This is a genomic window from Candidatus Neomarinimicrobiota bacterium, assembly GCA_012964825.1.
In the GTDB taxonomy this organism is placed as follows: Bacteria; Fidelibacterota; Marinisomatia; order Marinisomatales; family S15-B10; genus UBA2125.
This window is the reverse complement of the sequence record DTTI01000084.1, coordinates 160,541-173,962: the sequence shown is the minus strand read 5'-3', so window position 1 is coordinate 173,962 and position 13,422 is coordinate 160,541. Positions and strand designations below refer to the sequence as shown.

At 47.7% G+C, this 13,422-nt stretch carries 8 protein-coding genes and 1 pseudogene; 2 read left to right on the top strand and 7 right to left on the bottom strand.

The genetic code is table 11. From position 1 onward, the window contains the following. The 7 genes from EYO21_09830 to EYO21_09800 all read right to left on the bottom strand — a co-directional run. A partial coding sequence (locus EYO21_09830) for a hypothetical protein (GenBank protein HIB04104.1) occupies positions 1 to 463 on the bottom strand: 463 nt, incomplete at its 3' end. Further along, the gene (locus EYO21_09825; GenBank protein HIB04103.1) at positions 460 to 1,635 is read right to left on the bottom strand and encodes an ABC transporter permease; all 1,176 of its coding nucleotides are present in this window, start codon (positions 1,633 to 1,635) and stop codon (positions 460 to 462) included. The genes EYO21_09830 and EYO21_09825, both read right to left, overlap by 4 nt. A 2-nt stretch (positions 1,636 to 1,637) precedes the next feature. Next, complete coding sequence (locus EYO21_09820; GenBank protein ID HIB04102.1) at positions 1,638 to 2,351, bottom strand: ABC transporter ATP-binding protein; 714 nt, start codon at positions 2,349 to 2,351, stop codon at positions 1,638 to 1,640. 10 nt (positions 2,352 to 2,361) lie between these two features. After that, complete coding sequence (locus EYO21_09815) at positions 2,362 to 3,507, bottom strand: hypothetical protein (protein ID HIB04101.1); 1,146 nt, start codon at positions 3,505 to 3,507, stop codon at positions 2,362 to 2,364. A gap of 30 nt (positions 3,508 to 3,537) precedes the next feature. Further along, entirely contained in the window at positions 3,538 to 5,850 is a 2,313-nt protein-coding gene (locus EYO21_09810; GenBank protein ID HIB04100.1) for a tetratricopeptide repeat protein, read from the bottom strand. Then, on the bottom strand, positions 5,817 to 7,448 hold the full coding sequence (locus EYO21_09805; protein ID HIB04099.1) for a c-type cytochrome: 1,632 nt from the start codon (positions 7,446 to 7,448) through the stop codon (positions 5,817 to 5,819). Before EYO21_09805 ends, EYO21_09810 begins: the two co-directional genes overlap by 34 nt. Before the next feature lie 104 nt (positions 7,449 to 7,552). Continuing rightward, positions 7,553 to 8,641: a hypothetical protein gene (locus EYO21_09800; GenBank protein HIB04098.1), complete on the bottom strand. Its 1,089-nt coding sequence runs from the start codon at positions 8,639 to 8,641 to the stop codon at positions 7,553 to 7,555. Positions 8,642 to 8,859: 218 nt separating this feature from the next. Here EYO21_09800 and EYO21_09795 point away from each other — a divergent pair, with 218 nt between their 5' ends. Next, on the top strand, positions 8,860 to 10,089 hold the full coding sequence (locus EYO21_09795) for a dicarboxylate/amino acid:cation symporter (protein ID HIB04097.1): 1,230 nt from the start codon (positions 8,860 to 8,862) through the stop codon (positions 10,087 to 10,089). 129 nt (positions 10,090 to 10,218) lie between these two features. Beyond that, positions 10,219 to 13,379 (top strand): annotated as a pseudogene (locus EYO21_09790) (glycosyl hydrolase). Positions 13,380 to 13,422: the final 43 nt, after the last annotated feature.

Sequence of the window (13,422 nt, the reverse complement as noted above, 5' to 3'; positions counted from 1 at the left end):
CATCCCTGTTTTGAGGAAGACTGCCCTCCACAAGCACCCTGTCCATCTCCCAGATTTCTGCTTGACGGGAATCCGTTGACAATAGATCGATTCCCAATGCAATGACAGGCCCTTGGGACTGGGTCTCTCCGTTCTCATCTGGAATATCCAAAAGGCCGGCGAAGGTTATCCGGGGTGTCCAGAAAAAATCGGGATAATCCTGGTTCAGGTCATGAATCAACTGGTCCGCATCCAGCAACGCTAGGTCATTAGGCATAAGCTGGCTTTCTTCATTATAAGCGCGGGTGACAATTTTTTCATGGCCTGTTAATATGACGGCCGTATCAAGAAATAAACTGTTCATCGTACCTCTCATAAAGCCGATTGCGAAAACAACCAAAGCAACGGTGAGAGTAATAACCAAAACGGGGAACAGACTTCGGGAACGATCCCGGAGCAATCCTTTGGTCAAAAACTTGATCATGCCACCGCCTTTCCCCGCAAGGCATCAGTAGGTTTCATGCGGGCAATTCGCCGTGAAGGCAAGTAGCTCACTATGAGTACAATGATAGATACCAGGATAGTGGTTGATACAACAAGTCCGATGGTATAAACCGGAATCAGACGTTTGGCCACAATCATGCCCATTTCCGTGTAATCAATGGGCAGGGGAATCCCATACACACCAAAATACCAGAGTACGGGACCGAAGAAAATCAATGTTGCCACAGCGGCCAGCACCGCATTGAGGCCACCTTCCAGGGTAAAAAGTCCCACCACCCGGGGACGTGTCATCCCGATAGCCATAAGTGTACCAATTTCTCTTCCCCGGTGAAAGATAGACAATACCTGGGCATTAAAAATGCCCATGGCCGCCAGAGCCAAGAGAATTATATACATGATCTGAGCTCCCGGTTTGTCCGCTGCGATGATGGCCTCCATGTCCTGCACCAGGTAGTTGATATCACGAGGGATCCAGTCATTTTTGTCTTGAACCGATGGAAGTCCTTTTTCATAAGTCACATAGGTGGCCTCTTCTTCCATGGCCAGCATGGTCTGTGCCTTTTCCAGAGGTATCCAAATATGGCCCATATCCAGCTTGAAATTCTCCGTATCCATAATATGCACAACGGTCCCTTCATCGGCATCATAGGTGCGGTCCGTATCCAGCCACCGAATGGTAAACGAATCCCCTACATTTAGCTTGGTATTGCTGGCCATTCCTTTCCCGATCAGTACTGGTATGGCAATATCATCATGCCCGGCCAGCGCGTCTGTTGGCATGTTAACAATGTTCTGATCTGGTGGAATGCCCTTCATGATGGCCGGCATAATGCGGCCGCCCGGATAGATGGAAGCCTGGCTTACCAAAACCGGGAACGCTTTTTTCTGATCCACCAGTGATTGCAGAACCCCGGGCAAAGCAGAGTGAGCCTCTTCAAAGGTCATGGGATCCAGAGGGTCATATTCCGGGTGCCAGTAGGCGCCGCCGGCGATCTCCGTATCCATGGTAACCTGTTTTGCGTGTTCCAGCATACCATTGTACATGGCCGACATGAACAGGATCAGGAAAAATGAAAAAGCGGTCACAAGAACATTCAGAAAGGTGCGAAGCCTGGCGCCCAGGAGGTTTTTCAGTGCAATTTTAAAAAGCATCCCTATTCACCTGCCTGTGGATTATCGTTTTTTTTATCTTCCGTTATTTGACCATCATCCAGATAAATAATGCGCCGCAGGTAGGCCATAATCTTTTCATCATGGGTGGCAAAGACGAAAGTGGTGGTAAGTTCTTTATTTAAGCCCACCATAATCTCCATGATATGATGCGAATTCTCAGCATCCAGATTGGCCGTGGGTTCATCTGCCAGAACAAGTGTTGGCCGGTGAACAATGGCCCTGGCAATTGCTGTCCGCTGGCATTCACCTCCGCTGAGCATGGCCGGGCGGGAATCACGCTTATCACTCAGGCCAACCCATTCTATAGCCTGGGTGACTGTATTTGCCCGTTCCTTGGGATCCACCTTGTTCAGAATCAGGGGCAGTTCAACATTCTCAAAAACGGTGTAGACAGGAAGAAGATTATAATGTTGGAAGATAAAACCCATATGTGTACGGCGCAGGCGGGCCCGCTCACCGTGGGAAGTGTTACCCAATGGTTTACCCAGAACAGCCACTTCACCTTCACTTGCTGAATCAAGGCCACCAATAATATTAAGTAGTGTCGTTTTGCCTGAGCCAGAGGGTCCCACCAGACCCATGAATTCACCTGTGTTCAAGGTCAGGTTCACATCCTTCAGAGCGGTGAAGAAATCAGCACCTACAGGAAACCGCTTGACTAGATTTTTTATCATTATAACACAGTTGTTTTCCATCTTTTCCTTCCTAGTGGTTGTAGATAAGCATGAACTGTATACCGTTCCCAAAACCGGCCAAACTGGGCGGAAGATACTCTTCCTGAAAAACATAGTCGACCCTTCTTGGGTTCGCGGATAATAAAAAGTTTATACTGAGATAATCATAAGTAATCCCCCAGCGGAAATAATAGTACGCTCGTTCACTCTTCCAGTCTATCTGAGTTATGGCCATGACCTGGTGAAGAAGACCCATGGGCATGCTGGCCATAAAGACCGTATAGGTCTGGTCATAACTGTCCGAATTTTGAGATGATTTTCCTTTAATTTGCATGGATTCAGTCATGATCAATATGCCGTTACCCACGGGCAGAGTAAAATCACCACCCAGGGTGGATAGAGTGTACCGATTAAAACCTGGATAATCATCATCATCGGAGAAAAGTGAAGCTCCTTCAAACCAGAAGCCCATGAAGCCGTCATAACGATAATCGATGGCGGCACGTTTGTGGGGCCCAGGCATGACCACAGGAAACAGCCCTACCTGTTGCGGACTTTTTGTCGGGTCCTGATGTAAGGTTATACCCCAGTCCCCTGAAGCTACGGATAGTTCAGCTCTCCCCCCGTAAGAAAGGGTGTCCATTTCACTATTGATAAACCAACCCCAGAACGCCAGTGAACTTACCGGAAATAGCCTTAACCTGAAAGCCTCTACCCCATCAGTTTGACCCGTAGGGTCCCGAAGATCGATGGTGTCAAACCAGGATGTTGGTCGCAGAAACTGGGCCGGGCCAAAGGCGATCTTTTGCAGACCAAGGCGGGCCTCAACGCGCCGAGTTGAATATCTTACCCACCCCCGATAGGGCTTTTCAGCACTGGTCAGGAGAGCCTCCCCTGAGTAAGCCCTGCTCACACGATAGGCCCACTCCATATCCAACAGCCGTTCACCGGACAAATGGCTGAGCAGAGAAAGGGTTGGAATATATCCCAGTTGTGTTTCAATAGAAGACTGATCTTCAGCCGGGTCATCACTGGTTAAACCGCTACCCCAGAATTGACCCTTCAAGTTAAACGATTGTGCAAAAGGTTGGGCGTGCAGTTCAAAAAACATCACAACAAAAACAATGTTTCGTAAAATAACCAGACACTTTTGAAAAAGTATAATTTCTTTTTTCAATGAGTTAAATGTATTCACTCTTTATGGAGACTACTTACCCAGTATTGATCTTAAGTCCTTCCGCATCATTCTGGAATTCTCATGACTGGGATCCAGAATAACTGCTCTCTCTACGGATGCCAGAGCTTTCTCCCCCAGCTTAAGCTTCAGATAGGCTCTGGCCAGATAAAAGTGTGCCAGAGCAATGGAGGGGTCTAGTTCTACAGCCTGCTCATAATGATAGCGGGCCTGCTTATAATCGCCCTTGCCGTAAAAGACGTTCCCCATATTGAACTGACCCAAGGAATAATGCGGGTTAATATCAATGGACTGTTCATAGGCCTCAGCCGCCTCACCCCTTTTCTCCTGGTTCCAGAGGAGGTTACCGTAATTAACCCAAAGGGTCCAGTCATTGGGGTCTTTTTTCAATGCCAGCTTGAATGTCTGTTCCGCCTTTTGATTATCACTGTTTTGCTGGAATATCAGAGCCAACATTTGCAGCGTGACGGCATCATCGGGACTAACTTCCAAAGACTTGCGGTAAGCAGTGACTGAATTTTCAAACTTCCTTTTTTCTCGGTAACTACCGGAATGTGTATTAGACAAATCCCCAAGAAATGCGAGTGACAAGGCCCACCGGTCCCGCACCTTCTTTTCATCTGTCCCAAGTATTGAAATTTGCTTTTCCAGAAATCTTCGTGTTTCATCATCTGATCCTTTGACGAGATGAATTGATGCCAAAGCCAAGGCCTTAACATCCAGGTCAGTTGAGGAGGTTAATGATTTTAGCTTCTTTATGACTTCAGGCGAGACAGTTTTCATATCAGGTTTTAGCTGATTTTCAAAGATATGGGAAAGAGCAGCGAATGTCATGGCAGGTGGATCTTCCGGCGAACCTACAAGGTCAGCAGATAATGACGATCTCGTCTCATTGATATTTTTCATCAGTTCCATCACCAGCCGCTTGTGAGGCTTAACTTCCCCGTACCACCTGTCTACAGTCCGCTGGAGGACTGATATTCCCATATCGCCGTGACACTGCGAACAGGCATTTTCAACCCCCAGCAGATCATCAAACACAGGCCTCGGGATACTTACAGTGTGATCAGACCTGGCGTACCGCAACCGTGTACCTATGGCCTTATGCTGAAGGTACGGCATATGGCAGGATGTGCAGCGGCTCCCTTCAGACGATTCCGGATGAAATGTGTGAACCTTAACGTCCAGTGCTTTCGAAGCGTGGCAGGAGGTACATTGACCGTTATCAAATCTCCCCTCCAATAATCGTCCGTTAATGTCCCTGTATGAAAGTGAATGAGGACTGTGACAGTCGCCGCAGGCCATGGAGCCGTTAAGGTAACAGTCGCTGAAGATGTGATTCTGCTGATATCCAAAGGCACGGACACGACCGTCGGGATAGTACCGCGTCTGCCCAAGTACGGGGAACTTCAGTGAATAGTGTGCCTCCAAGTCTTCACCGGGCAGATAGCCCGTGGTGATTTGATCTTTTAAAGCATGACACTGAAAACAGACATTCAACGCTTCATCTTTCGCAAGTGTTGACAAGCTCGTTAGACCAATGTCATTACGGGATTCCCAATTCGATTTTCGTACGATTTCCACATGGCGCCGGCCAGGGCCGTGGCACGATTCGCAGTTGATGTTAAGACTCATGAAACGGGTCTGATATTGCTTCTTGCTATAATCGAACGTCAGCTCGATCTGGCTCCCGTGGCACTGCTGGCAATTTTGAGCTTGCGCTTTTGTACCTAGTGGGCGGTTCGGCGGCCACTCGCTGAGACTCAACATGGAAAGATCTTCTGATATAGGGACCCACCCTTGCCCAGTGGACGTTTCACTGAACCAGATACTGTCGCCACGATGGAAATCGAAGGGAAGCAGCCGCATGGTCCCGTCAGAAAACCGCGAAAAGTAGGTCTGAGTACCGCCACCTATCATATGTCCCTTCCCTACAACACCGTCCACCTTGATATCTTTCTTCCCTCCCATCCAATCCACAATGAACCTGTAATCTCCTTTTTCATCACGTAGCGGTGTTACTGTAGCATCAGCATAGCGCCGCGGTTGTCCATCAAATCGTCCGATGACCATCTCCTCCGAAGGCGCACCTCCTGCCTGACCATGGGTAGATTGGCGCCATTCATCATAAACAGCATCATGGCATTCGCCGCACACTTTTGAACCCACAAAATCCTCGAATTCAACCTGGGTGCTCTCTGTCGCCTTAACGGGAGGAAAAGGGCGGTAAGCCTGTGATAAAGCCAGATCAAAAAGGATAAGAACGATGAACACTGACCGGAAGAACTGGCTCACTGTAACTCCGACCACTCCGGTCCTTGGCATTGACAAAACTTCCGTATTTCTTCCACCAGACTTTGCATATCATGAGGTGCAAGTGTCTCTCCCCACGGCGGCATGAAGTGGTGCCTGTTCAAAACAGCACCGCCAGCGTGGATACCATCATACAAAGTGTCATCCGGCCGCTCACTCATAAGGATTGGATCGGAATGTGAAATGGGAGTCTTGGGAAGATACCGCGCATTAAAGCCGTCACCGCCGCCGGTGAGGCCGTGACAAACGGAGCAGAATTCCCGGTATAAACTTCCCTTGGGATTATAGGGTTCGTGATCAATGAGGGAAAGATAAGAAGGATTTTCGGACCGGGATTCTGCACCTTTTAGATAGTTCCCGATGAGTCTCGCTGTCTTCGATGGCAACGGTACTTTCGGCATGATAGACTCAGGAACCAGCATCCTAGGATTAAGAATCATCATATCTACGAAAGGTGCCTTCAAGCGGCTAGCAGCGTTGGTGAGATCGGGACCAATCTTGCCACCCAGGTCACCCAAGCGATGGCACCCTAGGCATGACAGCTTTTCCTGAAGGAGCAACACCGCCTTTTGTTGTGAAAATGCTGAGAGTTTATCAGGTGAAGTTGTTGAGCCACTTCTCCTCTTTTTCACAAAATGTTCTGTCAATGCTTCCGCTTCATTATCGGTTAACCTGTAGTTGGGCATGCGACTGCCGGAGCCCGGGAAATAACCGAACGGCCGCACAGCATGAGGCTCTGACATATAACTGGCCAACCATTCTCGCCGAACCCGCTGTGACTCGATAGACAGATCGGGACCGTTGCGCTCAAACCATGGCTCCAAACCATCAAGAGTATGGCAAACCTGGCAGTTCTGGGACTGGAAAATATTGCGGCCGGTTTCAGCAGTTATCTCTGGATACCGATGGCGGGTGGCGGAGAATTGCTTTTCTCCTTCTCCTGCTTCATCTGCGGTAAGTGCCATGAAATAAGCGACAACAGCATCAATTCGTGCAGATGCATCAGGTGTGACAGGTTTGTAGTTTTTGGTAGATGCATCGACTTGATAGAAGAAACTAGGCATGGCCGTGTCATCACCATCAAAAAGCCGCGGTGCCACAAGGTAATTTTTCAGCCACTCTTTGTTTAGTCTTGCCCCGGCATCGGTGAGATCGGTGGATGTATTATTACCTTGCCCGTTCAAACCGTGGCAGCGCGTACACTCAAGCTCCTCCTCAATCAGCCGTTCAGCGTCCAGTTGACTAGTAGAAACTAAACTTTTTGGAAGGCCAGCCAAGTTCACATCTTTTTTCTGCTCCATGAGAAAAAGCGTCACGGCGAGAGCCTCCCTTTCATCAAAATGAAATCCTGGCATGCGTGCCGCACCAATATTGTGCCGGACCTGTATAGGATGTTGGAGGAATTTGTAGATATAGGCCGGCCGATACCTAAGTCCTGCACTGCTTAAATCTGGCGTCATTTCCCTGATCTCCGGATTTTGCCTTACACCGAGATGGCAATTCCCACAAGCCAAGGATGTCAAGAGGCTATCAGCAATGCTCGTCTGCGCCGAGACAGCGGTCATCCAGTAAAGCAACTGGAAGAAGAATATGTTCTTGATCCAACTCAAAAGATTACTGTCACGGTGAAGAAACTTTGAAGTTAGAGCGGACTATGGTTGAGAGCAAGACCCGGGGCTGAGGAACACCCGGTGTGCCTAGACGCATTTGTGATTCATCCGATTACTTCTTTGTAGATCCTATAGTTATTTAATCCCATAACTTTTTCACGTTCACGTTCGGAAAGACCTCTTTTTTTGAGACCATCCCAAATCACTTCCATGCGCCGAGGGCCGTTAAGTTCATCCATGAAAAGAGGCCAGTGGCTTGCATCGAAATTGCTGCCTTCTTCCCGTTTAAGTTCAGCGATATATTCATCAGACATTTCAATTACACGGTGATCACGATCACTGCCAATACTTACATGGTCAATCCCGGCGACTTTGATGGCATGTTCAATATGATTTAAATAATGTTCAAAAGCTCCTTTCCTAATATTTGTCACAAACGGTCTGATCTGACATATGCCAATTACACCACCCTTCTTTGCAACAAATCTTAGATTTTCATCCGTGGTGTTTCTGACATTATTATACACTGCCTCACAGGCTGTATGTGAGATGATGACCGGTACTTTAGACGCATCAATCGTATCAGACATGGTTTGCATATTGGCGTGAGAAAGGTCGATCAACATACCAACTTCATTCATTTTTTCAACAAGCTCAAGTCCAAAATAGGTCAAACCAGCGCCTGTCCTTTCTTTACATCCAGCGCCTGCCCAATTTTGAAAATTGTAGGTTATTTGGGTTGAACGAACACCTTGTTCATAAAACATTTCGACTAAGTCCAAGTCACGGCCAAACTGTGTAGAATTTTGGAACAGATAGAATATGGCAAGTTTGCCTTCCTGACGAGATTTATCGATATTTGAGACTTTGATTGCTTTCATATATAGATCGGGATGTTTTGAAATAAGACGGTCATAGTGCAAGATTCCATCTTTCGCAACTTCAAAAGCTTCATGTTCAAAAGTTTTAGGATCACAGAGCGTGACTGTTATGGCATTCAGACCGCTATCTAAGATTTCCTCTACCAATTCTCGAGGATAGACATCACGGATTTCTCCCATAGCATCAAATATCAAAGTTTTCTGGGTGGGGGTGGATTGTTCTCTTGAAGATGCCACCAGGCCGGTTCCCAGAGCCGAGTAGCCTACTGCAGTGGATACTATCTTGATAAAACTTCTGCGGTACATTTTCATATTCGACCTCCCAAGAAGCTTAGTTGGAACATGATCTGGTTCAATTTACTGTCTGATAAAATTACAGACACTCGGTTCAATCTGTTATCAATTGCTATCACAATCCACAATTGATAAGATTATACCGAAACTTCCATGTGTATAGATTATCCGGTAAGTCATCTTTGTTTGAACACCTTTGCCATTGTCACCATGACAATTAAATTCCGTCTCCTCTTATGAAACTCCACTGGCAGATTTTCATTGCTATGGCGCTGGGAGCCATTTTTGCTCTTGTTCTGGGCGAAAAAGCACTCATTGCCGCACCGTTGGGAACGATCTTTATGCGACTTCTGAAGATGATTATTGTGCCGCTCATTCTGACCTCCATCACCTCTGGCGTGGCGGGACTGGGCGATCCCAAGACATTGGGGAGGGTAGGAATCAAAACGTTTGGTTACTATTTAATGAGTTCCATGCTTGCCATTCTTATCGGTCTCGTCCTCACCAACATCATACAACCCGGTGTCGGTGCCAAAGTCCCCGATACGGTGGAAGAGTTCAACCCATCTCAACTCCAACAGCCAGATTCCCTGGGAAGTATTCTCATCAGAATGATTCCGACAAACCCAGTGAAAGCCGCTGCTGAGGGAGACATTCTGGGCCTGATCTTTTTTGCGATTATATTCGGTTTCGCCATAACACAACTCAAGGGCAAGCCTCACGACTTCTTGGTGAATCTATTCGATAATAGTTTCCAGGCCATGATGAAGTTGACCCACGCTATTATCAGACTTGCACCGATCGGTGTCTTTGGCTTGATTTCGAATGCCGTTGCCACATCTGGCTTTGAACTGTTTAAGGCTGTGGGGATGTACATGATTACCATCGCTTCAGGCTTGACACTTCACCTTGCAATTGTCCTACCTCTATTGCTGTTTCTCTTCACAGGTGAAAGTCCCCTGAAGCACGGTCGTGCGATGATGTCTGCCATGGCTACAGCGTTTTCTACCAGTTCCTCAGGTGCAACACTTCCGGTAACAATGGATTGCATAGAAAATAATGTTGGCGTCTCAAACAAGGTCACCAGTTTTGTCCTCCCTTTAGGAGCTACTATAAATATGGATGGAACCGCCCTCTATGAATGTGCCGGAGTTCTCTTCATCTGCCAGGCAATTCCGGGCATTGATCTTTCCTTTTCCGCTCAAATGGTAGTAGTTATTACCGCTTTTTTGGCTTCTGTTGGCGCCGCAGCCGTCCCCTCAGCAGGACTGGTTATGATCTTCATCGTCCTCAATGCGGTGGGGCTCGGAGACCACCCCACTGCCGCCCTCCTTGTGGGAACGATGCTCGCTGTTGATAGACCGCTAGACATGTATCGCACCGTAGTTAATGTGACCAGTGATAGTATCGGCACTGTTATAGTCGCCAAATCTGAAGGGGAAACAGACTTTTACAAGACCATATAAGATTATCTCTTCCCTTCCAAGTCCTCTCACCTAGCAGCCCCGGCAAAAACTGATTGACTTTCTAACCAGTTCTCTTCACCTTCTATATCCAATTATCTCGTGGGGTTAAATAAAGACAAGGAGTTTAGTATGAAACTGTCCGTCCGTTCTATTGTTACAATTGCTGTCACTTTTTTGATGACCTCCGGAGCCACTGTGCTGATAGCAGAGACTTATGATGAATCTCTCTACAAAGCACTGAAATACAGGAATATCGGCCCCTTCCGGGGAGGTCGCTCAGCGGCCGTGGCCGGCATTCCGGGAAATGATAGGGTCGCCTATTTCGGCGGAACTGGCGGTGGCGTCTGGGAAACTAAAAGTGGCGGTGCCAATTGGGAGAATATTTCTGACGGTTTTTTCGGTGGCTCTATTGGGGCCGTGGCTGTCAGTGAATGGGATCCCAACGTTATTTATGTCGGCGGCGGTGAGGTAACCGTTCGAGGGAATGTTTCACACGGCGATGGTGTTTGGAAATCCACCGATGCAGGAAAAACCTGGAAACACATGGGTTTAAAAGACAGCCGGAGGATTCCCCGAATCAGGATTCACCCCCGTAATCCGGACCTAGTTTATGTCTCGGCTCTGGGACATCTTTTCGGACCCAATAAAGAAAGAGGTGTTTTCAGAAGTAAAAACGGCGGCGAAACCTGGGAAAAAGTTTTGTACGTCAGCGATGAGGTCGGTGCTTGTGATCTTGTTCTTGATCCCAACAATCCGCGAATCATCTATGCTTCCATGTGGCGGATAAAGCGGACCCCTTACAGCTTGTCTAGCGGTGGCGAAGGATCTGGCCTTTGGAAATCCACGGATGGAGGAGACACCTGGACTGAAATCACCGGAAATGAAGGTCTGCCAGAAGGTAATGTGGGAATTATCGGTGTGGCAATTTCTCCCTTAAACTCGGAGCGAATCTGGGCCCTCATCGAAAACAGGGAAGGGGGACTTTTTCGTTCTGATGATGGCGGTGAAACTTGGACAAAAACAACTTCTGACAATAACCTTAGACAGCGGGCTTGGTACTACACCCGGATTTATGCCGACACACAAAGCGAGGATGTTCTTTATGTGCTAAATGTCCGGTTCTGGCGCTCCAAAGATGGGGGTAAAACATTCAATTCAATTCGGACCCCCCACGGTGACCACCATGATCTGTGGGTTGATCCCCTGGATGCCCAGCATCTCATCATTGCCGATGACGGCGGCTGTCAAATCTCTTTTGATGCGGGTGCGACCTGGAGCACCTACCACAACCAGCCCACGGCCCAGTTTTACCGCGCCGATGTGGATAACCATTTTCCCTACCGGGTTTATGCTGGACAGCAGGATAACAGCACCGTTGCTATCGCCTCCAGAACCATGGGAGGCGGAATTACAGAACGAGACTATTTCTCCGTTGGCGGCGGAGAAAGTGCCCACGTAGCTCCCCACCCGAAAAATTCTAATATTGTTTATGCCGGGTCTTACAGCGGTTTCTTGACCCGGTACAACCACACCACCGGAGAGCGGCGAAATATTACTGTTTTCCCCGATAACCCTATGGGCCATGGGGTAAAAGATATGAAGTACCGTTTCCAATGGAATTTCCCCATTGAATTTGATTCTCACGATCCAAACACACTTTATGTTGGTTCACAGTATCTTCACAAAACTACAAACGAAGGAGAATCTTGGAAGGTGATAAGTCCCGATTTAACCACCAATACAGTTTCAATGCAGGATCAGTCCGGTGGTCCAATTACCAAGGATGACACAGGTGTGGAATATTACTGCACCATTTTTGTTATCACCCCTTCACCTTATGAAAAAGGGGTCATCTGGATTGGTACGGATGATGGCAAAGTCCACATTACCAAGAACGGAGGGGAAGCCTGGAAAGATGTTACACCAAGCAACATGCCAGAATGGAGCATGGTAAACAGTATTGACCAGTCCCCTCATGATCCCTCCACTGCCTATATGGCTGTAACCCGTTACAAACTGGATGACTTCAAACCCTATCTTTACAAAACAACCAATTACGGGAAATCATGGAAGCTCATCACCTCGGGTATTGCAAAAGATGCTTTTACCCGTGTTATACGGGAAGATCCGACTAGGAAAGGTCTTCTCTATGCCGGAACTGAGACAGGCATGTATATTTCCTTTGATGACGGAAAAAACTGGCAACCGTTTCAACTTAACCTTCCCGTTGTTCCCGTTACAGACTTGCTGGTGAAAGAAAATGATCTGGTGGTGGCAACCCAAGGTCGGTCTTTCTGGATTATGGATGACCTTACTCCCCTTTATCAGCTTTCCGGTAAAGTTGCCGGCGCGAAGGAACACCTTTTTGATCCCAGGGATACCCACCGCCTCCCAGGAGGAGGCGGCTGGGGGGGGGGGCAAGTCCTACCTCCGGTACCAATCCTCCCAACGGTGTTATGACATTTTACACCCTGTCCGAAGAACTGGATGAAGATAGTGAGTTCACACTAGAATATCTGGAATCAGATGGTGATATAATCAAAACTTTCACCAATAAGAAAGATAAAAAGAATCCGGATCCTACCGCTGAGACTAAAAAAGGGATGAACCGTTTCGTCTGGAACATACGTTATCCCGATGCCACAAAGGTCCCAGATGCTGTTATGTGGGGCGGTACCCACATCGGCCCTAAAGCTGTGCCGGGAGAATACCAGGTGAGGATGACCGTAAACGGAAAATCCCAGTCCCAATCTTTCAGAATTCTGAAAGATCCAAGGATTGCCACAACACAGGCCGATTTTCAGGATCAGTTTGAGCTCTTAATGGAAATCCGGGACAGAACATCTGAGATCAATCAAAAAGTCATCACCATTCGAAGTATTAAATCTCAGGTGAAAACCTTGGCTGATCTAATGGAAAAATCCGGTTTTGAGAATGAAAATATTACTATGGCAGGAAAAGAGCTCTCGAAAAAGTTGTCAACAATTGAGGAAGAACTGATCCAAGTGAAATCAAAATCGGGGCAGGATCCATTAAACTATCCTATTAAACTGGATAACAAGATTGCCGCCTTAGTCAGGGTTGTTGCCAGTGTTGACGCCAAACCAACCGCACAGTCCTACCAGGTCTTGGGTGACCTCGCGGCCCAGGCCGAGAGTCATTACACTCAACTGGACCAAGTGCTTAAGGATGACCTGTTGCAATTCAATGAAATGGTAAGTAAGGCGGAAATCCCGGCGGTGATGATTGGTTCCGAGGACCCCAAATTAATCTGGCCTAAAGAAAGATAGCCTGACGTAACCAGTTATTAGTTGAAAGGCTCCGCAGGTGGCT

Excerpts from the sequence above, each read along its gene's own strand:
- EYO21_09825 (HIB04103.1), bottom strand. The coding sequence starts at position 1,635 with ATGCTTTTTAAAATTGCACTGAAAAACCTCCTGGGCGCCAGGCTTCGC.
- EYO21_09800 (HIB04098.1), bottom strand. The coding sequence starts at position 8,641 with ATGAAAATGTACCGCAGAAGTTTTATCAAGATAGTATCCACTGCAGTA.
- EYO21_09820 (HIB04102.1), bottom strand. The coding sequence starts at position 2,351 with ATGGAAAACAACTGTGTTATAATGATAAAAAATCTAGTCAAGCGGTTT.
- EYO21_09795 (HIB04097.1), top strand. The coding sequence starts at position 8,860 with ATGAAACTCCACTGGCAGATTTTCATTGCTATGGCGCTGGGAGCCATT.
- EYO21_09810 (HIB04100.1), bottom strand. The coding sequence starts at position 5,850 with ATGCCAAGGACCGGAGTGGTCGGAGTTACAGTGAGCCAGTTCTTCCGG.